The organism is Streptomyces flavotricini, assembly GCF_020639365.1.
GTDB lineage: Bacteria > Actinomycetota > Actinomycetes > Streptomycetales > Streptomycetaceae > Streptomyces > Streptomyces flavotricini.
The window spans coordinates 7,618,204-7,638,878 of sequence record NZ_JAINUL010000001.1; the positions used below are offsets into that span (position 1 = coordinate 7,618,204).

The following is a 20,675-nucleotide window of genomic DNA, read 5'->3' on the forward strand; positions in this document are numbered from 1 at the left end:
GACCCCGATGGAAACCCCGCCCCCGAACGGCTCTCACCCGAAGGCCCCGGCCCCGGCCCCGGACCCGGACCGCCCGCCCCTGCCCCTGAGCCACCTGCCCCGCTTCACGGCGGCAGCCGTCCAGGCCTCGCCCGTCTACCTCGACCCCGCCGCCACCGTCGACAAGGCCGTCGCGCTCATCGCCGAGGCGGCCGGGAACGGCGCCGAACTCGTCGTCTTCCCGGAGGTGTTCGTCCCCGGATACCCGTACTGGAACTGGACGATGAACCCCGTCCAGGGCTCGCCCTGGTTCGAGCGCCTCCAGCGCGCCTCGGTCGACGTCCCCGGCCCGTACGTGGACACCCTGCGCGCGGCGGCCCGCCAGTACGGGGTCGTCCTCGTCATCGGCGTCAACGAGCGCGCCGCGCACAGCCTGGGAGTCCTCTACAACACCCTGCTCACCATCGGATCCGACGGCCGGCTCCTCGGCGTGCACCGCAAACTGGTGCCCACCTGGGCCGAGAAGCTCACGTGGACCGGCGGCGACGGCAGCTCCCTGCGCGTGCACCCCACCTCCGTCGGCCCGCTCGGCGCCCTCGCCTGCGGCGAGAACACCAACACGCTGGCCCGGTTCACCCTCCTCGCGCAGGGCGAACTCGTCCACGCCTCCTGCTACATCGCCCTGCCCGTGGCACCGGCCGACTACGACATGGCCGACGCCATCGCCGTCCGGACCGCCGCCCACAGCTTCGAGGGCAAGGTCTTCTCCGTCGTCGCCTGCTCCACCGTCTCCCCGGAGATCGTGGACCTGCTCGCCGGGGACGACGAGGAGCTGCGCGCCCTGTTCCAGCGGCCCCGCAGCGCCCTGTCCGGGATCTTCGGCCCCGACGGCCGCCCGGTCACCGAACCGCTCGTCGACGACGAGGGCATCGTCTACGGCGAGATCGACCTCGGCCGGTGCATCCAGCCCAAGCAGATGCACGACATCACCGGCCACTACAACCGCTTCGACATCTTCCACCTCGAAGTCGACAACCGCCCCCGCCTGCCGGTGACGTTCACCGCGCCGCCCGCCGGCCCCCGGATCACCACGCCTGAGGAGGACGTATGACCATCGAGCAGGACGACACCATGCTCGGCCGCGCCCGGGTCTCCGACACCCCCGAGCTCACCGCGTACTACGGCGAGCTCGAAGCCCTGGACGCCGGCGCCCTGTGGACCGTCGCCAACGACATCGAGCCCTGGTACCCGCAGCCCAAGTCCGTTCCCGTGCTGTGGCGTTACGAGGAGCTGCGGCCCCTCGTCCACAAGGCCCTCGGCATGGTCAAGGCCGACGACGCGGGCCGCCGCGTCGTGATGCTCGTCAACCCCGGCCGCAAGGACGTCAGCGCCGCGGCCGGTCTCCTCTACACCGGGCTCCAGATCATGGGACCCGGCGAGGCCATGACCGCCCACCGCCACCAGGCCGCCGCCCTGCGCTTCGTCCACGAGGGCACCGGCGCCTGGACCATCGTCGACGGCCAGAAGCTGCGGGTCGGCCCGCGCGACTTCGCCATCACCCCCAACGGCACCTGGCACGAGCACGGCAACGACGGCGAGGACGGGCCCGTCATCTGGCAGGACGGCCTCGACATCCCGCTCGTCAACGCCCTGGACGCCGGGTTCTACGAGGTCCACCCCGAGCTCCACCAGACGCCCGGCAAGGTGGTCAACTCCTCCGTGCTCGAGTACGCCGCGAACCTGCTCCCGTACGGCTCGCAGCGCTGGAGCCGGCCCTACTCGCCGCTGCTCGCCTACCCCTGGGAGCCCACGTACGAGGCCCTGCTCGGCCTCGCCAAGGCGAGCGAGGGTTCCCCGTACGACGGGATCATCGCCGAGTACACCAACCCGGTCACGGGCGGCTCCGTGATGCCCACGATGGGCGCCCACATGCAGCTGCTGCGCCCCGGGCAGGCCACCCGCGCCCACCGGCACACCGGCTCGGTGGTCTACACGGCCGCCAAGGGGCACGGGGTCTCGGTCATCGCCGGGCAGCGCTTCGAATGGCGCCAGGGCGACATCTTCTGCGTCCCCTCCTGGGCCTGGCACGAGCACCACAACCTCGACCCGTCCGAGGACGCCTGCCTGTTCTCCTTCAACGACTTCCCGGTCATGCGCTCGCTCGGCTTCCACCGCGAAGAGGCGTACCCGGACAACGACGGCCACCAGCCGATGCCGCCCGCCGCCCCGACCGCCACCGCCTGACCACCCCGAGGAGCCCCCCATGCGTCTGCTGACCTTCACCACCGCCACCACCGGCGATCGCGCGCCCCGCCTCGGCGCCGACGTCGACGGCCTCGTCCTCGACCTCGGGGTCCTGGCCGACCACGCCGGCGTCGGCCTCCCGCGCGATCTGCTCGCGTTCGTCCAGGCGGGCCCCGCCGCCCTGGAGGCCGCCCGGCGCCTCGTCGACGCCGACCCCGCCGCCCGCCCGGCCGGGGCCGTCCACCGGCTCGAAGACGTCACCCCGGCCGCCCCGCTGCGCCCCGGGAAGATCATCGGCGTCGGCCTCAACTACGTCGAACACGTCGAGGAGTCCAGCCGCAGCCTGGACACCGACAAGGAACTCCCGCCCCGCCCCGTCCTGTTCAGCAAGCCCGCCACCGCCGTCACCGGCCCCGGCGCGCCGATCCTGCACAACGGCGACCTCACGCAGCAGCTCGACTGGGAGTGCGAACTGGCCGTCGTCATCGGCCGTACCGCCTTCCGGGTGAGCGAGGAGGACGCGTACGGGCACGTCTTCGGCTACAGCATCGTCAACGACATCAGCGCCCGCGACCAGCGCCGCTCGGGCCAGTGGTTCTTCTCCAAGGGGCAGGACTCGTACGCGCCCTTCGGCCCGGTGGTGGTCACGGCGGACGAGATCGCCGACCCGATGGACCTCGACCTCTCGCTGCGCGTCAACGGCGTCACCAAGCAGAAGTCGAACACGCGCCACATGCTCTTCCCGATCGCCCGCCTCATCGCCGACATCAGCTCCGGCGTGACCCTGGAGCCCGGCGACGTCATCGCGACGGGATCGCCGTCCGGGGTCGGCGCCGGCATGGTGCCGCCTGAGTTCCTCGTCCCGGGCGACACGGTCGAGGCGACCGTCGAGCGGATCGGCACCCTGGCCAACCCGGTGGTCGACGCCCGGTGACCCCCCTCGCCGGCTGACCCCCGTCGCCCGCTGAACCCCGTACGCCGAGCAAGCACCGAGGAGTACCCGTGCCGCCCCGCACCTACCGCATCGGCCAGATCGTGCCGAGCTCGAACGTGACCATGGAGACCGAGGTCCCCGCCATCCTGCGGGCCCGCCAGGCGGTCCTGCCCGACGAGAGGTTCACCTTCCACTCCAGCCGGATGCGCATGACCCATGTGACACCGGAACAGCTCAAAGCCATGGACGCCGACTCCGACCGCTGCGCGGTGGAGCTGTCCGACGCCCGCGTCGACGTGCTCGGGTACGCCTGCCTGGTCGCGATCATGAGCATGGGCCTCGGCTACCACCGCACCTCGGAGCAGCGCCTGCACACCCGTACGGTGGAGAACGGCGGCCCCGCACCCGTCGTCACCAGCGCGGGCGCCCTCGTGCACGGACTGCACACCATGGGCGCGCGCAAGATCGCCCTGCTCGCCCCGTACATGCGCCCGCTCACGCGGACCGTCGTGGACTACCTCACCCACGAGGGTATCGAGGTCCTCGACTACGAGGCCCTCGAGATCCCTGACAATCTCGACGTGGCCGCCCACGACCCGGCCAGGCTGCCCGGGCTCGCCCGCGCGCTGGAGCACGCGGACGCCGACGCGGTGGTGCTCTCCGCGTGCGTGCAGATGCCCTCCCTGGGGGCCATCGAGGAGGCCGAACAGCTGCTGGGCAAGCCGGTGGTGTCGGCGGCCGTCTGCACCGCCCACCAGATGCTGCGCGCCCTGGACCTGCCGGCGGTGGCCCCGGGCGCGGGCCATCTGCTCTCCGGCGCGTACGCGCGGACACCGCTTCCGCGGTAGGGGCCGGGGCCATGGGGGAGCAGCTGGATATGATCGCGACCGCGCACTACGGAAGGCGATCATGTCGGACAGCCCCCTCAGGCCCAGCTCGTTGATCAACACGGTCTACGGAGCGTTCCTGCGCCCCCTCGGCGGCTGGATCTCCATCGCGGACCTGATCACGCTGATGGGCGAGTTGGACGTCGACGGGCCGGCGGTGCGGTCGGCGATCTCGCGGCTCAAGAAGCGCGGCGTGCTGGAACCGGAGCGCCGGGGTGCCACCGGGTACCGGCTCAGCCCGGCCGTGCACCCCGTCTTCGACGAGGGCGACCGCCGCATCTTCGCCAGCCTCGAACCCGCCGACCTGGCCGACGGCTGGGCCATGGCGGTGTTCTCCGTACCGGAGTCCGAGCGCTCCCACCGCTACCAGCTGCGCACCCGGCTGACCTGGCTCGGCTTCGGCAACATCGCGCCGGGTGTGTGGCTGGCCCCCGGGCGGCTGCTCGACGACGCCCGCGCGATGCTCGTACGGCTGGGCCTCAGCGAGTACGTCCACCTGTTCGCCGCCGACTACGCCGCGTTCAGCGACCTGGCGCAGACGGTGAGCGATTGGTGGGACTTCCCGGCGATCCAGACCCAGTACGCGGCCTTCACCGACACGTACGCCCCCGTCGCCGCGCGCCTCGCGGCCGAAGGGGAGCCCGACCCGGCCGAGGCCTTCCGCCACTACGTGCCGCTGCTCACGCAGTGGCGCCGCCTCCCGTACCTCGACCCCGGCCTGCCGAGCGAACTCCTGCCGGCCGACTGGAACGCGGTGGCGGCCCGCCACCTCTTCCAGCAGCTCCACGCGGTCCTCCAGACCCCCAGCCTCCACCACGTCCAGGAGATCACTGGTCTGACGGCGGACGCCCCCTAGTGCCGTATCGTTTTGATCTCGCGCGGCTCGGGCAGGGTGAAGGTTCCGGGCCGGCCGCCGAAGTACGGCCGCCCGGACAGAGCGACGGCCACGCGCCGCCCGGCACAGCACCGGAACGGCGCGTCACATCATCACGGGGCAACCGTTGCCTGATACGGCACTGGCTACGCGAGAGCTGCCGTGAGGGGGGAACGGGGCGCGCGCCCCAGGAGCCGGCGCAGGTCACCGGTGGTGTGGGACAGGAATCCGGCGGCGATGGCGGAGTACGTGCCCACCAGCATCGGCACCTGGAAGGCTTCGGCGCCGGAGGCGGCGATGCCTGCACGGGCCCCGGCGAGCGTCCCGGGCTCGTACGTGACGTGCGGCCCGTGAGCGCGGGCCAGATCGGCGCCGCCGACGGCCCGTTCGCCGACGAGTTCGTAGACGCGTCCCGCATGGGCGGGGGCCTCCACCGCCACACGTGCCGCGACGTCGGCCAGATCCGCCCGTGCGACGGCTGCCAGCCGGCCCTCGCCGAGCGGTGCCGTGATCCGGCCGTCGGCGGACGGCGCCGCGATGGCGGCGAGCAACTCCGCGTAGAGACCGTTGCGCAGGACCGTCCAGCGCAGGGCGCTCTCCCGGAGCCGGCGCTCGGTCCAGCGGTGGGGCAGGGCGTAGGGGAGGTGATCGCCGGCGGCGGTCAGGCTCGTGTAGACGACCTGCCCGACACCGGCCTTCTCGGCGGCGTCGACGGCGGCGCCGTGCCGGGCGATGACGGTGTCGTCCTCGCCGTAGCCCGCGGAGACCAGCAGTAGCACGTCCACGCCCGCGAAGCCCTCGACGAGGGTGCCGGGGTCGTCGAAGTCGACGCGGCGGACCGGCAGCGAGGCCTCCAGCTGCCGGGGATCGCGCGTTCCGAGGACGGTGTCGCCGCGGCCGGACAGCCGCTCGGCGATCAGCGAGCCCAGGGCGCCGGTGGCGCCGGTAACCAAGATCATCAGGGTCTTCCCGTTCCGGTAGGTTCTCTTCGGTAACCGGGTTCATCCTGCGGGTTCGCCCCGAAGGGCGTAAGGAGGCACTTGCATGTCAGCAGGGCACACGGCGGTAACCACCCCACCCGTCGTCAGCTGTGGCGAGGAGCACGAGGACTGTGGGATCCGTGACGTGCTCGACCGGATCGGCGACAAGTGGTCGGTCCTGGTCGTCGTCGAACTGGCCCAGGGCATGCGCCGGTTCCGGCAGCTGCAACGCGCCGTGCCCGGCATTTCGCAGCGGATGCTCACGCTCACCGTGCGGCGGCTGGAACGCGACGGCCTGATCACCAGGACCGTGCACCCGACGGTGCCCCCGCAGGTCGAGTACGAACTCACCCCGACGGGCCACAGCCTCACGCATCTGGTGAAGGCCCTCGCCGACTGGTCGGCGCAGCACCGCGATGCCATCGCGCGAGCCCGCCGGGACTGGGACGCCGCACATCCCGACGCCGGAATCCGCTGACCCGGCGGCCGCCCGATCGACAAGACGCCCCCTAAGGGCTGTCCCGTAATCCCCGGCGGGCGCGCGGCGCCAGCTACGGCACCTCGCCGCGTGGTCGGGATCGCCCGAATACGCCCAGTACGAGGACGGCCCTCCGCCCCGCCCTGCGATGCACCGCATCTGACGCCGCGCGCTGACCCACCGCGGATTACGGGACAGCCCTCAGACGAGCAAGTCCCATGCTGTTCCAGGCCCAACTGTCCCTTGATCGTGTTGTTCACCGACTTGATCAGCCGGCGAACGGACTTGAGCAGTCTCGCGCCCTTGCGCATCTTCTCCCGCTTGAACCACGGCCTCAGCAGCTCGATGCCCCGCATCGCGAGATCGTTCTCGAACTCCTCGGAGGCGAAGCCCTCGTCGGAGATCAGGAGGCGTGCGGGCCTGTCTGTGACCAGGCCGGCCTCGACTCTCCGAACGTTTCGCTGTCGGCCGGGACATCCCGCACGGCACTGGTGTCGAGTCGACGATCCAGCGGTTGTCGAACCAGAAGTCCGTGTCCACGGCGAGCACCTCGTGTGTTCCCGAACGCACCGCCAACCTGACATGGCTGGGGTGGACTCAATGCCTGACCAGCCACAAGACCCGGTCCCACGACAGCAGGTGGTACACGACCAGCACACCGGCGAGCACCACGGCGAGAGTGCGGGATCCCGCCGCGTACAGCGCCGCCGCACCGCCGAAGAACACAGCCAGCTCCAGCAGGAACCGCAGCGGACCAGGTGTCGCAATCACGGTCCCCCCGGACCGGGATGCATCGTCTGGGGTGGCGAAGACCCCCCACAGCACGGCCACGATCAGGGGAACGGCAACCACGCAGACATACCGCAGGGAACCAGGCACGACAGCCCATGCCCAGAGCCCGAAGCACACCAGGGCCACCAGCTCCAACACGAACCTCAGACCGAGCGACAACGGGTGAAAGCCATACCCGGACGACATACGCGCAGTTCCCTCCGTCGTAGTCCCTCCAGGATCACAGACCGCCGCACGGGAAGTTCAAGAACCACCGGTTCAGACATCGGACCTGTTCATCTAGGGGAGCGGTGCGATGGTGTAGGTCGGGATCGAGGGGTCCTTGAAGTCGGGCTTCCACGGAGTCCAGTCCGGTGTCGGGACGTGCGTCGGCGCCGGCGGGGGGTTGGGGCCGCGGTTCGGGTTCTGCGGGATCCGCGCGGCGCTCGACGGGGGCGGGGACTTCGGGCGGGCGCCGGGGGTGGCCGTCGGGTCCGGGGTCTCGGCCCGCTCCGCGGAGGCGGAGGGCGTGGCCGTGGGCGTGGCCGTGGGCGACGCCACGGTCGGCGGGGCCGTCGCCGTCGGGCCGGCGCCCGTAACCGGCGTCGGCGAACCGGACTTCTCCGGTGCCGGGGACGTGCCGCCGGAACAGCCGCCGAGCAGCAGGCCGCCCGCCAGCAGCGCGGTCACGGACATCGGCACTCTGCCGTAAGGGCTGACGCCCACCGGCCACCTCCTGGAACACGATCCGGTCAATGCGCGCAGAGCGTAGCTCAGACCTGCGCGGACGCTCCCGGCAGGATGATCGTGACCCCGCGCCCGGGCGCCGTGCCCATCGCGGCCAGGGCGGCGGGGGCCGCGTCCAGGGCGATCGTCGAGGTCACCAGCCGGTCGGGACGCAGGGCGCCGGACCGCACCAGCTCCATCATCGGCGGGTACGCGTGCGCGGCCATCCCGTGGCTGCCGAGGACCTCCAACTCCCAGCCGATCACCCGCTCCATCGGCAGTACGGTTTGCCCCGCCTCCGTCGGCAGCAGCCCCACCTGTACGTGCCGCCCCCGCCGGCGCAGGCCCGCCACCGAGGCCGCCGCGGTCGCCGGCGAGCCCAGCGCGTCGAGCGAGAGGTGAGCTCCGCCCCCCGTCAGCTCCCGCACGGCCCCGGCGGTACCGCCCGCCCGCGCGTCCACGCAGTGCGCCGCCCCGAACTCCCGCGCCAGCTCCAGCGCACCCGGCGCCGTGTCCACCGCGACCACCCGCGCCCCGGCCGCCACGGCGACCATCACGGCCGACAGCCCCACCCCGCCGCACCCGTGCACGGCGACCCACTCGCCCGGCGCCACCCGCCCCCGTGCGACCACGGCCCGGAACGCCGTCGCGAAACGGCAGCCCAACCCGGCGGCCGTCGCGTACGAGAGTTCCTCCGGCACGGCCACGAGATTGACGTCCGCGTGCTCCAGGGCCACGTACCGCGCGAACGACCCCCAGTGCGTGAACCCGGGCTGCGTCTGCCGCGCGCACACCTGCTGCTCCCCGGCCGCGCAGTCGGCGCAGCTCCCGCAGGCGCACACGAACGGCACGGTGACCCGGTCCCCGGCCCGCCAGCGCACCACCGAGGAGCCCACCGCCTCCACCACACCGGCGAGTTCGTGCCCGGGCACGTGCGGCAGCACGATGTCCGGATCGTGCCCCATCCACCCGTGCCAGTCGCTGCGGCACAGCCCCGTCGCCTCGACGCGCACCACCACCCCGCCCGGGGACGGGCTCGGATCGGGCACCTCGCGGACCTCGGCCGGCCGCCCGTACCGCTCGAACACCACCGCGCGCATGGAAACCGCCCTCCACTCGACCGCCCGCCCGCACGCTACCCCGCGGGGCGGCGCCGCGTCAGGGGGCGCCCGTACCCGCCCGGGCCAGGGCGACGACGCCCACGCAGACCAGAGCCACGCCCAGCAGCTGGGGCAGCACCCACCAGCCCGTCCGCAGGTGCTCCTCGTACAGGACCACGCCCAGCGCGACGCTGACGCTCGCGTCGCCCAGCGTCAGCGCGGGCTGCGAGGCGACCAGCGGCCCGCCCTGCATGGCGTGTTCGAGCAGCAGCAGGGCGCAGACGCCCGTCGCACCGAAGGCGTACGTCTGCCACGCGGTCAGGAACCCGACGATGCCGTGCTCGGTCAGCACGAACACGGAATGCTTCATCAGGGCGGCCGTGATCGCGTAGCAGACGGCGGTGGCCGCGCCGAGGCAGCCTGCCCGGGCGCGCCCCGGCGGGCGGCGCAGCCCGGCCACCGCCAAGGCCGCGACGACGGCCGCGCACGCCACGAGGGCCGGGATCCACCGGTCCGACGGCACGTGCGTCCGGTTCCCGGCGGGGGAGGCCGCGGCCATGGCCACCCCCAGCCCGGCCACGACCCCCGCCACGGCCAGCCACAGGGCCCGCGGCAGCCGCTGCCGCGTCAGCAGCGAGGCGATCAGCAGCGCGAGCGGCAGCTCCAGCACGAACAGCGGCTGTACGAGGACCAGCGCGCCGGTCGCCAGCGCCGCGGCCTGCCCCACCCCGGCCGCGATCACCGCCAGGATGCCGGCGACCCACACGGGCCGCCGCAGCAGATCGAGGACCAGCCCGAAGCGGAAGCCCTTGCTCTGGGGCACGGTGAGCGCGGCCCGCCGCTGGAGCACGGTGGCCAGCGCGTTGCTGAGCGCCGCGAACAGCGCGAAGAAGACCGGCAGTACGACGCCCATCCGCCGATCCTCACGGCGCCCGCGCCGGCTCCGGCCCGCCGACACGCCCGGCGGCGCGGATTCCCCCTGTCCGGTCCTCGGAAGAGGATCAGCGGGGAGCCGCGGCCCGGTCCAGGGCGAGGGCCGCCAGGGCCTCGGGGGCGCCTGCCTGGCCCCGGATCCCGGGGAAGGCGTTGACGTCCACGATGAGCGGGGTGCCGTCGCCGGTGTCGATGAGGTCCACCCCGTAGACGTCGAGCGAGAACACCTCGCCGGTACGGCGGACCACGTCCGCCCAGCCGGGCGGCAGTTCGGCCGGGGCGAGCGGCCGCGTCGGACCCCGGCCCTCCGGTGCGAGTTCGGAGCGGCGCAGGGCGGCGAACACCCGGTCGCCGATGGCCCACAGCTTGTGGTCCCAGCCGCTGTTGGGCGCGAACTCCTGCACCACGACCGGCTCCTGCGGCCAGGCGTCCGCGAGTTCGCGCAGCCGGCCGCCGTCGTCGACCCGGGCGACCAGGTCGTGCCGGCGGCTGTGCCGGCTCTTGACCACCAGGGGCGAGCCGCCGAGCGGCGCGCCGGCCGCCCAGGCGGCGAGCGAGTCGTACGTACGCGTGCCCGCGAACGGCAGACCGCCGCTCAGGGCCAGTTCCGCCATCCGTGTGCGGTCCTGGCAGAGCGCGGTCGCCGCCGCCGAGTTCACCACCGGGGCCCCGCGCCGCTCCAGCTCCCGCGCGAGGTCCAGCGCCCGCGGCGTCCGCGCCTTCAGCAGGTATGCGTCGGCCAGGTCGCCGGGGGCCGCCTCCGCCGCACCCGGATCCAGCGACTCCACCCGGTGCCCGGCGGCCTCGAGCAGCGCCGTCGCGGCGGCGAGCAGCGGATGGCCGGGCTCCGGAGTGACCAGGCAGATCCTCACAGGGCGGCCTCGCCGGCCCGCGCGGACGCCGGCGCCACCGAAGCCGGGGCTCCGGTCGCCTGCGCCGGGATCGGCAGGGGCAGCCCGTGAGCCGGCGGACGGCAGGCCGAAGCCGCCGCCGGGCTGCCCGCACGGGCCAGTCCCAGCACGGCCCGCCCCACCCGGGCCGCCGCGTCCGGGACCTGACGGAAGCTCGGGAAGTCGTTCACGTCCACCACCACCGGCCCCTCCGGCCCCAGCAGCACGTCCACCCCGTACAGGTCGAGCCCGTACACGGCCCCCACCTGCGCGGCGATCGCGGCCACCTCGGCCGACAGCGGCACGCGCCGCTCCCGCACCGCGGGATCCGGGTGCAGGGGCGAGCAGCGCTCGGTGGCGAAGAGCTCCCCGCCGACCGCGTACACCTTGATGTCGGTGCCCGAATTGGCCACGTACGGCTGGGCGATGAGCATGTGCTCACCGGCCAGCTCCGGGAGCAGCGCTTCGAGCTCCCCGGGCGCGGACACCAGGTGCACGCCCCGCCCGGAGCTGCCGTCCGCGGGCTTCACGACGAGCGGGTACTCCGCCGCCGGTATCTCCCGCAGGAGTTCCGGGCGCGCCACGGCGTACGTCGCGGGCATCGGGAGCCCCCGGGTCCGGCCGATGGCGGCGGCCAGCGCCTTGTCCCGTACGCCCCGGATCGAGCGGGCGTCGTTGACGGTGGTCATGCCGGCCGCGGCCGCGGCTTCGAGCAGGGTCAGCCCGGGCCCGCCGGACACGGTCTTGAGCACCCAGGCGTCGTGCGCGCCCGAGGCGACCACCTCTCCCATGCGCAGCAGCGAGCCGCCCGGCCGCACCACGTCCACCTGGTGTCCCCATGCGGTCAGCTGCCGGATCACCTCGTTCGGCATGCCGTCGTGGCGGTAGTGCTCCTCCACCAGGAAGCAGAGCCTCATCGACCTTCCCCATATTCCCCGGACGTCCGCCGATCCCGTCCGGCGAGTTGTGACGTCACAGGATGTCATGGAGCGCAATGTGATGATCGGTCCGGTTGGGGAGCGGTTCGCCGAGCGCGCCGGCCCGAAGACGACGGGGAGCCCGGGCGGGCCGTCCTCACGGCCGCCCGGGCTCCGTTCCGCGACGCCGGGGGCGCGCGTCACCGCGGGGGAACCCCGCGGCGGTCACACCGCGGGCCCCGGTGGTCAGACCGGCATGGGCACCGACACGAACCGCTTGCCCGACTCGTTCTCGACCACGACCTCCTTGACGTCGGTCGGGTCCACCGCCGCCGAGCCGTCCAGCGACGCGCCCTTGCCCTCGCCGTTCTGGCTGCCGACGACCCAGCTGCCGGCGGACGTGCGCTTGCCGTCCTTGCCGACCACGATCAGCAGGCAGCGCTCGCCCGGCGGGATCCCCGCCACGGCCGCGTGCACGCGGACCCACTTGGCCGCCGGTGTCACCTGCACGGTCATGCGCGCATTGGTGCGCGCGTCGGTCGCCGAGGCCACCTTCGTACCCGCCGGCGGCGGCGAAGGCTGCGCCGAGACCGACGGCGAGGGCGTCGGAGGCAGGGCCACCGGCGTGCCGTCCGCCGAGCCCAGCTGCGCCCCGGCCCAGAACACGGCGGCCAGCGAGGCCGCAGCGGCCAATCCCGCGATGCCCCATCGGCGGCGCCGCTCGCCCGACGCCTCGCCCCGCACCTGCCGCAGCGTGCGCTGGAGCAGCAGATCGCCGCCCTGTGGCGGACCGTCGAGGAAGGCCTCCTGGGGCACCTCGCCCAACGCAGCTTCCATTTCGCGCAACGCGTTCACCTCCTCACGGCATTGCACGCAGCCGCTCATGTGCGCCTCGACCCGGCGGAACTCCTCCGCGTCCAGGACGCCGAGAACGTACGGGCCGAGCAGCTCCTCCTCCTCGTGCCGCTGCCGGTTCATGCCACCACCTCCTGCAGTCCAGCGCCCTGCCGGGGCGGCCTGCCCATTCGTCTGCCCGCTCGGCCCTCCGTGGTCCCGCCTTGGCGGAACACCTCGCGCAGTGCCTTGAGCGCGTAGTGCGCCCGTGATTTGACCGTGCCCGCCGGGATGCCGAGGCTGTCGGCCGCCTCGGCCACGCTCAGCTGGCGGTAGTACAGCTCCTTCAGCACGTCCCGGTGTTCCGGGGACAACTGGTCGAGAGCGCCCAGCACGGTCATCGTGTCCACGATGGAATCCGCGTGGTCCAGCTCCACCGGGGGAGCCGCCGCGTCCCCGGAAACCTCGGCGGGGCGTGCCGCCTTGGCCCGGTAGCGGTCGGTGATGATGTTGCGGGCCACCGTCAGCAGCCAGCCGCGCACCGAACCCTTCCCGTTGACCAGCACCTCGGAATGCCGCCAGGCGCGTATGAGCGTCTCCTGGACGACGTCCTCGGCGGTTGCCCGGTCTCCGGTCAGCCGGGTGGCGTACGCGAGCAGTGCGTGGCCGTGCTCCTCGTACACCGACCTGATCAGTGCCTCATCGGTCGATCCCCGCCGTGTACGGGGCCACAGTGGTCCGGCCATCTCACCCTCTCCGTCTTCCTCGCCCATCTGGTGCGGTCAGAACACGAGCCCCGGCGGGACCCGGTTCATGTGACCCCCGTCACTTCCGCGTGACGGTGCTCAGGTGCGGCACGTGCGCCCCGCGTTGAGGCAGCCGACGACGGCGGCCATCTGCGCGTCCGTCATGGCGTCCACGAACATCGCGTGGTCCGTCTTCGGGCTGTGCCGCTGCTCGGGGAAGGAGTCGACGGCGATCGCAACCCCCGCGGGCACGTCGTACGCGAGGGAGATGCGCAGCTGGGGCACGGCGAACGTGCCCTGCGGGCAGACCCCGTTGGCCGCGGGGAAGAGGATGTGCGCGCGGTGTCCCGGGCTCTCGGTGTCCAGCCCGTTCCAGCAGCTGGGGAAGACGAGCGTACGGGTGAGGCGCTCGCCGGCGGCACAGCGCGGGTAGCGGGTGGTGGACCGGTCCGGGGAGCCGGAACAGCCCCAGCGGGCGCGCACGTCGGCGTCGCTCGGCGCGGTGTACGCCACCGCGTCGCCGGTCATCGCGCGCAGGAAGCGCGGCATCGGCACGACCTTGCCCACCGGGTTGCCGCGGAACTCCACGGAGACGGTCGCCTCGGGCAGGATCTCGCCCGCGTTGCCGTGCCCGGCGGAGCTGTCGTGCGGGTGGCCGCCCGCCCGGTCCGTCCGGCGCAGGACCGGCCAGTAGTACGTGGAGCGGTCACCGCCGCGGCAACTGGTCGCGGCGGCCGCCAGGGAGGCGTCGGTCGACATCGCGTCCGTGGTCAGGTTCCCCACGTACGCGTGGGTGTGGTGGGCGCCGGAGCGCAGCCCCGGGGACACCACGAGGTTGTCCTCGTTGTAGTGACGCTCCTCGTTGCGCCCGCAGTCCACCGTCACGGTGCCCGTCGAGGCGTCGGGTCCGGTCGCCGACGGCTCGCGCGGGCCGGCGGGCACGTCCTGTATGTCCACGTAGTCGCGGGAATTCATCCCGGAATGCGAGGTCCCGTCGGGGCCCGAGGCCCGGGTGGCGCCCAGCACGGCGGCCGTCAGCCCGATGCCGAGCACCAGGCAGACGAGCAGCGTGAGCAGTCGGCGTTCGTTCCGCATGCGGGTCACGGTCGCCGCTGCGCGCCGCAGCGTCAACCTGACGTCCCGGATGCCGGGCGCAGGCCCGCCGCCGGGCGGCCCGCGACCTTGCCGAGTCGCCGTCGGGCCGCGCAGAGTGACCGGCATGACACCCGCCCAGCTCCTGCACGCGTTCGCCCGTACCCGCGCCTCACTCGACGGCGCCGAGGTGACCTTCCGGTGGTCCGGGGACATCTACTCCTGGGCCCCCGACCAGCCGTACCGGCGCCTCTTCGGCTTCGAGGGCCTCAACGTCGCCCGGCTCGTCCCGGACCCGGAGACCGACGGCTTCCAACTGCTCACCCGGGAGGCCGCCTTCTTCCTGGATCCGCAGACCCGGGAGATCCTGGAGACCTGGGAGGACAAGCCGGTCGTCCACATCTGGAACGATCCGGCCAATCTGAGGCTGCGGCCCTTCCCGGTCCCGCTGACCGAGCTCGGGGACCAGGTCTGCTTCAGCCTGGAGATCCCGCTCGCCTACCCGTCGCCGCTGCCGGTCGCCGACTACCCGCTGAACTCCGCCGACGACACCTACCGGGCGCTGGAGCTCTTCCAGTTCTTCGCGCCGGCCGCGGTACTGACCACCGACGAGCCGAGCGTCCCGAGCACCATGTCCTGGACGCGGATGTCCCCGTGGATGCCGTGGATGGAGCAGGGGCAGCGCCCGGGCGGCCTCACCTTCCACTGCCGCGGCCACAAGCTGGGTTCCTACGCCGAGGTCCCGGAGCGCACCCGCGCGTACATCGCGGCCCGTCACCCGGAGTACGCCCACGCCCCGGAGAAGTGGACGGAGCCCAACGAGACGAGCTGGACCTACTTCCGCACCCACCACACCCGCCCCTGACCGTCACCGTCGGGTGCGGGGCGGCCGCGCCCACCCCGGGGAACACGGTGACCCATGGATACGTGGCGGGCCGCCCTGAGACGGGGCCGGCCGGGAGGGGATCGGGGGGTTCGTCCCGGGTTGATCCGCAGGGGCGGCCCGGGGGGTCCCGGCGGGGGGTCCCGGCGGTGGGGGATACGGGGGACCTGGGGGTCGGGGGCGTGGAGGGCGGGGGGTAGGGTCCGGGGGAGGTGTAAGGGGGCGGCAGGGGTGCGGACAAGGGTTTTCCCTGTATCGGGTTCATCCCCGCGTTGCCTACTGTCTGCCCACCGGCGATCTCTCCCGCTCCGAACGGACCCCGCGCCAACCCCACATGGTGTGAAGCCGTCCGGGCGGGTGGATCGCCCGCACCGCCGTTGCCCCAGCCCCGCCGAAGCGGCCGGGACAACGCGGCGAGCAGCGGTGGCCGGGACGGGATTGACCGACCCGTCCCCGGCCCCGTAGCCGCCGGTTCACCTCCCACACTGCTCAACCGCCCGCTCCGGCCTGCCCGGAACCGGGCCCGCGAAAGGGAACACCGTGCACGCAACGAGACGAAGCAGGCTCATATCCGTGGTGGCGATGTCCGTCACCCTGCTCGCCGGCTCCGCCACCGCTTCCGTCGCCCTGGCCGGTTCGGAGCCCGCTCCGGCTCCGGCCGCCGCCTCCACCCTGCCGGCCGCGGGGGCGCCGGCCGCTCCGGACGCCGCTCCGGTGCAGAACCTGATCGTCGGCTACAAGTCCTCGGCCACCGAGGCCAGCTCCAACAAGGCCGCCGCGGACGACGCGACCGCCAAGGGCAAGAAGGCCGGCAAGAAGGCGAAGTTCGACCGCCGTCTGGGCACCGGTGCCGCCCTCGTCAACCTGGGCGGCTCCGTCGCCCCGGCCGCCGCGGCCGACGTGATGGCCCAGTTCCGTGCCGACCCGGACGTCGCCTACGTCGAGGCCGACTCCCGCGCCTACGCGATGGCCACCCCGAACGACACCGAGTACGCCAAGCAGTGGGACCTCTTCGAGCCCACCGGCGGCATGAACGTTCCCGCCGCCTGGGACAAGACCACCGGCTCCGGCGTCACCGTCGCCGTGATCGACACCGGCTACGTGACCCACTCCGACGTCGCCTCGAACATCGTCGCCGGCTACGACTTCATCTCCGACGCCACCGGCGCCCGTGACGGCAACGGCCGCGACAACAACCCCGCCGACGCGGGCGACTGGAGCGCGGCCGGCGAGTGCGGCACCGGCTCCCCGGCCAGCGGTTCCTCCTGGCACGGCACCCACGTCGCGGGCACCATCGCCGCCGCCACCAACAACGCCAAGGGCGTCGCGGGCATCGCGTACAACGCGAAGATCCAGCCCGTCCGCGTGCTCGGCAAGTGCGGCGGCACCACCTCCGACATCGTCGACGCCATCACCTGGGCCTCCGGCGGCACCGTCTCGGGCGTCCCGGCGAACGCCACCCCCGCCAAGGTCATCAACATGAGCCTCGGCGGCTCCGGCGCCTGCACCGCGAGCTACCAGAACGCCATCAACGCGGCCGTCGCCCGCGGCACCACCGTCGTGGTCGCCGCCGGCAACAGCAACGCGGACGCGGCCGGCTTCTCGCCCGCCAGCTGCAACAACGTGGTCTCCGTGGCCGCCACCAACCGCACCGGTGACCGCTCGTTCTACTCGAACTTCGGCAGCCGCGTCGACGTCTCGGCCCCGGGCGGTGAGACCCGCCGCGCCACCGACACGCCCGGCACCGTCACCACCCCCGAGAACGGCATCCTCTCCACGCTGAACAACGGCGCCACCACCCCGGGCTCGGAGATCTACAAGCCCTACCAGGGCACCAGCATGGCCGCCCCGCACATCGCGGGCCTCGCCGCGCTCGTCGTCGCCGCCAAGCCCTCGCTGACCCCGGCGCAGGTCGAGTCGGCCATCAAGGCCAACGCCCGCCCGCTGCCCGGCACCTGCACCGGCGGCTGCGGCACCGGCATCGCCGACGCCGCCGCGACCATCGCCGCCGTCACCTCGGCGCCCGCCCCGGGCTTCGAGAACGGTACGAACGTGAACATCCTCGACAACACGACCGTCGAGAGCCCGATCACCGTCAGCGGAGTCGCGGGCAACGCCCCGGCCGCGCTCAAGGTGAACGTGAACATCGTGCACACGTACATCGGTGACCTGAAGGTCGACCTGGTCGCCCCGGACGGCTCCGTCTACACCCTGCACAACCGCGCGGGCGGCAGCACCGCCAACATCAACCAGCAGTACTCCGTGAACGCCTCCTCGGAGGTCGCCAACGGCACCTGGAAGCTCCGCGTGAACGACAACGCGGGCGGCGACACCGGCTTCATCGACTCCTGGAGCCTCGGCTTCTGAGGACCTGAAACCCGCGCCGGCCAGCAGCACCCGGCCGGCCGCGCCAGTACGGACCGATGACCCCGCGGACCTGCCGATACACCTCGTATCGGCAGGTCCGCAGCCGTTTCCTGACAGCTGACTGAATTCTGCGTCACAATCCGGGTCCACCCGGCATCCGACCTCGTATTGTCGCGTCTCACAGGACGTGCACAGGAGTGGGGACGAGAGGCTGGTGGCTGTTGCGTGGTGGCGGCGACGGGGAACGCTGACACGACCGTCGGACACGGTGAACTGATCAAGGAGGTCGAACGTGCCCTGACCACACACGGGCGGGCCCTCCTCACCGGACCCGCCGGCGCGGGCAAGACCGAGGTGGCCGGGGCCGTCGCGGCCGCTGCCGCGGCCCGCCACGAGACCGTGCTCCGCCTCGCCCCCGAGGCCGCCGACCAGTGGATACCGGAGGCCTCGGCCGCCGCGCTCCTCGCCTCCGTGCCCGGCGCCGCACTGGACCGGCTCTCCGGACCCCAGCGCACCGCCATCGCCCTCCTGCGCCGCGAGGCCGACGCACCCCGCGCCGGCCGAGACCACGTCGCGCTGCGCCTCGCCGTCGTCGAGGTCCTGCGCACCCTCGCCGCCCGCACCCCCGTCCTGCTCGTCCTCGACAACGCCCAGTGGCTGGACGCGGAAAGCACCGATCTGCTCCGTTTCGCCCTGCGGCTGACCCCGCCCCGCGTCCGGGTCCTCGTGGCCGAATGCGTCCAGGGCGGCGCCCCCGTCGGCGGCCCCCTGTGCGGCCCCGGCACCCCCGCGATCCGCGTCCCCGCGCTCGGCGCCGACGAGGTCGCCGAACTCCTCGCCCGCCACGGCCTCCCCGCCCGCCTCGCCGGCCGCATCCACCAGGCCAGCGGCGGCAACCCGCGCCTCGCCCTCGCCCTCGGCCACTCCCTCGCCGAAGCCGCCGAGGCCCGCGACGCCAGCGCCCACCACGCCGACCCCCTGCCCCTGTCCGGCCAGGCCCGCGAGGTCGCCCGCCGGCTCCTCGCCGAAGCCCCGGCCCCCGCCCGCCGCACCCTGCTTCTCGCCGCCCTCGCGGCCCGGCCGACCACCGCACTGCTGCGCCGGGCCGGACGCCCCGACGCCGAGGCCGAACTCGCCGAAGCGGAACGGGCCGCGCTGGTCACCGTGGGGGAGGACGGCGCCGTCGCCTTCACCGCCGGGGCCCTACCCATGGCCCTGGCCGCCGACGCCGGCTGGCCGGAGCGCGCCGCCGGACACGCCGCGCTCGCCGCCGCCGTCGACGACCCCGTCCAGGCCGTACGCCACCGCGCCCTGGCCGTGGACACCCCCGACGAGTGGCTCGCCGCCGAGATCACCGAGGCCGCCGCGGCCTGCCGCAGACGCGGCCAGCGCGCCCTGGCCGCCGAGCTCGGCCTGCTCGCGGCCGAACGCACGCCGGCCCATCGGCCCGGGGACGAACTGGCCCGCCTCGTCACCGCCGCCGAGGACGCGGGCTGGGCCGGCCGCGCCGACCTCGCCCGCCGCGCCACCCGCGCGGTACTGGCCCGCGACGCCTCGCCCGCCGACCGGGTCCGGGCCCGGCTCGCCGTGATCGACGCCGCGGGACAGGCCCTCGCCGCCCTCGACGAGACCTTCGCGCACGCCATGGACGACGCCGCCGGAGATCCCGCGCTCCAGGCGGCCGTACAGCTGCGGATCGCCACGAAGTACAACCTCAGCGACGGTGACCCCGTCCGCTCCCGCGACGCCGCGGCCGCGGCCGGCGCGCTCGCAGCCCTCGGCGGCGACCAGGTCGCCGAGGCCATGGCCCTGACCGTACGGGCCCGGATGGGCCGCATCCTCGGCGATCCCGACGCCGAGGACATCCTGGCCGAGGCCCTGGCCCTGCCCGCCCCCGAGGTGCCGCTCGGCATGCGCAACGCGCCGCAGTACCTCGACGTACGGCACGCCCTGTTCGACGACCGCCTCGACGACGCCCGGCGCCAGCTCCTCGTCCTGCTCCCCGCCGTCCGGCGCACCGGATCCGCCGAGGACGTCTTCGAGGTCCTGCGCAGCCTCACCGAGGTGGAACTGCGCCGCGGCCGCTGTACGTCCGCCTCCGCGCACGCCCGCCGGGCCCTCGAACTCACCATCGAGGCCGGCCTCTCGCCCGGCCCCGCCTGGTACGCCTCCGCGATGGCCGAGGCCATGGGGGGCAGCTTCGCCCGCGCCGCCGGCTACGCGCGGCGCGGCATCCAGGCCTCCGAGGAGGAGCACGACCAGGTCTTCCTCTCGCGCAGCCTGTACGCACTGGGCCTGACGGAGCTGGCGACGGGAGAGGCCGCCAGAGCCGTGGCCACCCTGCGCCGCGTGGCCGAACTGGAGGAGGCCCAGCAGGTCGTCGACCCCTCGATCCTGCGCTGGCACGGAGAGCTGGCCGAGGCGCTGGTGGCCGCCGACGCACCCGACGAGGCCGCCGAACTGATCGGATCCGTCCGTGCGGTGGCCCTCGGTCTGGGACGCACCGGAGTGGTCGCCGCGCTGGACCGGGCCCGCGGCCTGTGCCTGTCCGCGCACGGCGAGGCCGACGCCGCCGTGGAGCTGCTGGAGGCCACGGCGCGGCGGTTCGCCGAGCTCGAGCTCCCGGTGGAGCGGGGCCGTACGCTGCTCGCCCTGGCACGGGTGGAGCGGCGCCGGCGCCGGCGCGCCCCCGCCCGCGCCGCGCTGCGCGCGCGCCGCGCCGCCGCCCGCGCCGCGCTGCGCGCCGCCGCCGAGGTGTTCACGGCGGCCGGTGCGAAGCCCTGGGCCGAACTCGCCGCGGAGAACCGGGAGGCGGCCTCCACCCCGGGCGGCGGCCCGGCCGTGGCGCTGGCGGCGCTGACCGAGGCGGAGATCCGGCTCGCCCTGCTCGTCGCGGAGGGTGCCAGCAACCAGGAGGCGGCCGCGAAGCTGTTCGTCAGCGTCAAGACGGTCGAGGCCCGGCTGACGCGGATCTACCAGAAGCTCGACGTCCGCTCCCGGGCCCAGCTGGCCACCACCCTGCGCACCCGCTGAGGGTGCG

19 protein-coding genes and 1 pseudogene are annotated in these 20,675 nt (G+C 73.7%); 9 read left to right on the plus strand and 11 right to left on the minus strand.

All coding sequences use genetic code 11. From position 1 onward, the window contains the following. The first annotated feature begins 7 nt into the window (after window positions 1-7). The 5 genes from K7B10_RS34870 (at window position 8) to K7B10_RS34890 (ending at window position 4,900) form a co-directional block, all read left to right on the plus strand. Window positions 8-1,090, plus strand: a complete 1,083-nt coding sequence (locus K7B10_RS34870) for a carbon-nitrogen hydrolase family protein (protein WP_229342836.1) — start codon at window positions 8-10, stop codon at window positions 1,088-1,090. After that, window positions 1,087-2,223 (plus strand): cupin domain-containing protein, encoded by a 1,137-nt coding sequence (locus tag K7B10_RS34875; RefSeq protein ID WP_229342838.1) that lies wholly within the window; start codon window positions 1,087-1,089, stop codon window positions 2,221-2,223. Before K7B10_RS34870 ends, K7B10_RS34875 begins: the two co-directional genes overlap by 4 nt. Window positions 2,224-2,242: 19 nt before the next feature. Beyond that, window positions 2,243-3,157, plus strand: coding sequence for a fumarylacetoacetate hydrolase family protein (locus K7B10_RS34880; protein WP_229342840.1), 915 nt, complete (start codon window positions 2,243-2,245; stop codon window positions 3,155-3,157). A 122-nt stretch (window positions 3,158-3,279) separates the two neighbouring features. Then, window positions 3,280-4,005: a maleate cis-trans isomerase family protein gene (locus K7B10_RS34885; protein WP_229345649.1), complete on the plus strand. Its 726-nt coding sequence runs from the start codon at window positions 3,280-3,282 to the stop codon at window positions 4,003-4,005. A 61-nt stretch (window positions 4,006-4,066) separates the two neighbouring features. After that, window positions 4,067-4,900: a PaaX family transcriptional regulator gene (locus K7B10_RS34890; RefSeq protein WP_229342842.1), complete on the plus strand. Its 834-nt coding sequence runs from the start codon at window positions 4,067-4,069 to the stop codon at window positions 4,898-4,900. A gap of 164 nt (window positions 4,901-5,064) precedes the next feature. Here K7B10_RS34890 and K7B10_RS34895 read toward each other — a convergent pair whose 3' ends face one another. Then, window positions 5,065-5,877 (minus strand): NAD(P)H-binding protein, encoded by an 813-nt coding sequence (locus K7B10_RS34895; protein WP_229342844.1) that lies wholly within the window; start codon window positions 5,875-5,877, stop codon window positions 5,065-5,067. 85 nt (window positions 5,878-5,962) lie between these two features. Between K7B10_RS34895 and K7B10_RS34900 the strand changes: the two genes are divergently transcribed. Continuing rightward, a complete protein-coding gene (locus K7B10_RS34900; RefSeq protein WP_229342846.1) occupies window positions 5,963-6,376 on the plus strand; it encodes a winged helix-turn-helix transcriptional regulator in 414 nt (137 codons plus the stop codon). 188 nt (window positions 6,377-6,564) lie between these two features. On the opposite strand, the pseudogene K7B10_RS41825 reads toward K7B10_RS34900, so the two are convergent. The 10 genes and pseudogenes from K7B10_RS41825 to K7B10_RS34945 form a co-directional block, all read right to left on the minus strand. After that, window positions 6,565-6,925, minus strand: a pseudogene (locus tag K7B10_RS41825) (IS982 family transposase); the annotation flags it as partial. A 48-nt stretch (window positions 6,926-6,973) separates the two neighbouring features. After that, a complete protein-coding gene (locus tag K7B10_RS34905; RefSeq protein WP_229342848.1) occupies window positions 6,974-7,354 on the minus strand; it encodes a YrdB family protein in 381 nt (126 codons plus the stop codon). Window positions 7,355-7,447: 93 nt separating this feature from the next. Then, window positions 7,448-7,873: a hypothetical protein gene (locus K7B10_RS34910; protein ID WP_229342849.1), complete on the minus strand. Its 426-nt coding sequence runs from the start codon at window positions 7,871-7,873 to the stop codon at window positions 7,448-7,450. Between the two features lie 47 nt (window positions 7,874-7,920). Beyond that, window positions 7,921-8,973, minus strand: a complete 1,053-nt coding sequence (locus K7B10_RS34915; RefSeq protein ID WP_229342851.1) for a zinc-dependent alcohol dehydrogenase family protein — start codon at window positions 8,971-8,973, stop codon at window positions 7,921-7,923. Window positions 8,974-9,031: 58 nt separating this feature from the next. Beyond that, window positions 9,032-9,886, minus strand: coding sequence for a DMT family transporter (locus K7B10_RS34920; protein WP_229342853.1), 855 nt, complete (start codon window positions 9,884-9,886; stop codon window positions 9,032-9,034). Between the two features lie 88 nt (window positions 9,887-9,974). Next, entirely contained in the window at window positions 9,975-10,778 is an 804-nt protein-coding gene (locus K7B10_RS34925) for an ATP-grasp domain-containing protein (RefSeq protein WP_229342855.1), read from the minus strand. Then, window positions 10,775-11,713, minus strand: coding sequence for an ATP-grasp domain-containing protein (locus tag K7B10_RS34930; RefSeq protein WP_229342857.1), 939 nt, complete (start codon window positions 11,711-11,713; stop codon window positions 10,775-10,777). The genes K7B10_RS34925 and K7B10_RS34930 overlap by 4 nt, the downstream gene beginning before the upstream one ends. 246 nt (window positions 11,714-11,959) lie before the next feature. Continuing rightward, on the minus strand, window positions 11,960-12,691 hold the full coding sequence (locus tag K7B10_RS34935; protein ID WP_229342859.1) for a zf-HC2 domain-containing protein: 732 nt from the start codon (window positions 12,689-12,691) through the stop codon (window positions 11,960-11,962). Then, window positions 12,688-13,293 carry a sigma-70 family RNA polymerase sigma factor gene (locus tag K7B10_RS34940; protein WP_229342861.1) on the minus strand — a complete coding sequence of 202 codons (606 nt, stop codon included), beginning with the start codon at window positions 13,291-13,293 and terminating at the stop codon, window positions 12,688-12,690. Before K7B10_RS34940 ends, K7B10_RS34935 begins: the two co-directional genes overlap by 4 nt. 99 nt (window positions 13,294-13,392) lie before the next feature. Continuing rightward, complete coding sequence (locus tag K7B10_RS34945) at window positions 13,393-14,388, minus strand: DUF1996 domain-containing protein (RefSeq protein ID WP_229342863.1); 996 nt, start codon at window positions 14,386-14,388, stop codon at window positions 13,393-13,395. Between the two features lie 124 nt (window positions 14,389-14,512). On the opposite strand from K7B10_RS34945, the gene K7B10_RS34950 reads away from it, so the two are divergent. The 3 genes from K7B10_RS34950 (at window position 14,513) to K7B10_RS34960 (ending at window position 20,668) form a co-directional block, all read left to right on the plus strand. Continuing rightward, entirely contained in the window at window positions 14,513-15,250 is a 738-nt protein-coding gene (locus tag K7B10_RS34950) for a DUF1838 family protein (RefSeq protein WP_229342864.1), read from the plus strand. Window positions 15,251-15,850: 600 nt separating this feature from the next. Further along, complete coding sequence (locus K7B10_RS34955) at window positions 15,851-17,635, plus strand: S8 family peptidase (protein WP_229345651.1); 1,785 nt, start codon at window positions 15,851-15,853, stop codon at window positions 17,633-17,635. Between the two features lie 225 nt (window positions 17,636-17,860). Continuing rightward, window positions 17,861-20,668 (plus strand): helix-turn-helix transcriptional regulator, encoded by a 2,808-nt coding sequence (locus K7B10_RS34960; RefSeq protein WP_229342866.1) that lies wholly within the window; start codon window positions 17,861-17,863, stop codon window positions 20,666-20,668. Window positions 20,669-20,675: the final 7 nt, after the last annotated feature.

Coding starts and splice junctions, on each gene's coding strand:
- K7B10_RS34870 (WP_229342836.1), top strand. CDS start 8: ATGGAAACCCCGCCCCCGAACGGCTCTCACCCGAAGGCCCCGGCCCCG.
- K7B10_RS34880 (WP_229342840.1), top strand. CDS start 2,243: ATGCGTCTGCTGACCTTCACCACCGCCACCACCGGCGATCGCGCGCCC.
- K7B10_RS34935 (WP_229342859.1), bottom strand. CDS start 12,691: ATGAACCGGCAGCGGCACGAGGAGGAGGAGCTGCTCGGCCCGTACGTT.
- K7B10_RS34895 (WP_229342844.1), bottom strand. CDS start 5,877: ATGATCTTGGTTACCGGCGCCACCGGCGCCCTGGGCTCGCTGATCGCC.
- K7B10_RS34905 (WP_229342848.1), bottom strand. CDS start 7,354: ATGTCGTCCGGGTATGGCTTTCACCCGTTGTCGCTCGGTCTGAGGTTC.
- K7B10_RS34915 (WP_229342851.1), bottom strand. CDS start 8,973: ATGCGCGCGGTGGTGTTCGAGCGGTACGGGCGGCCGGCCGAGGTCCGC.
- K7B10_RS34940 (WP_229342861.1), bottom strand. CDS start 13,293: ATGGCCGGACCACTGTGGCCCCGTACACGGCGGGGATCGACCGATGAG.
- K7B10_RS34885 (WP_229345649.1), top strand. CDS start 3,280: ATGGAGACCGAGGTCCCCGCCATCCTGCGGGCCCGCCAGGCGGTCCTG.
- K7B10_RS34920 (WP_229342853.1), bottom strand. CDS start 9,886: ATGGGCGTCGTACTGCCGGTCTTCTTCGCGCTGTTCGCGGCGCTCAGC.
- K7B10_RS34955 (WP_229345651.1), top strand. CDS start 15,851: ATGTCCGTCACCCTGCTCGCCGGCTCCGCCACCGCTTCCGTCGCCCTG.
- K7B10_RS34950 (WP_229342864.1), top strand. CDS start 14,513: ATGACACCCGCCCAGCTCCTGCACGCGTTCGCCCGTACCCGCGCCTCA.
- K7B10_RS34890 (WP_229342842.1), top strand. CDS start 4,067: ATGTCGGACAGCCCCCTCAGGCCCAGCTCGTTGATCAACACGGTCTAC.
- K7B10_RS34945 (WP_229342863.1), bottom strand. CDS start 14,388: ATGCGGAACGAACGCCGACTGCTCACGCTGCTCGTCTGCCTGGTGCTC.
- K7B10_RS34900 (WP_229342846.1), top strand. CDS start 5,963: ATGTCAGCAGGGCACACGGCGGTAACCACCCCACCCGTCGTCAGCTGT.
- K7B10_RS34875 (WP_229342838.1), top strand. CDS start 1,087: ATGACCATCGAGCAGGACGACACCATGCTCGGCCGCGCCCGGGTCTCC.
- K7B10_RS34930 (WP_229342857.1), bottom strand. CDS start 11,713: ATGAGGCTCTGCTTCCTGGTGGAGGAGCACTACCGCCACGACGGCATG.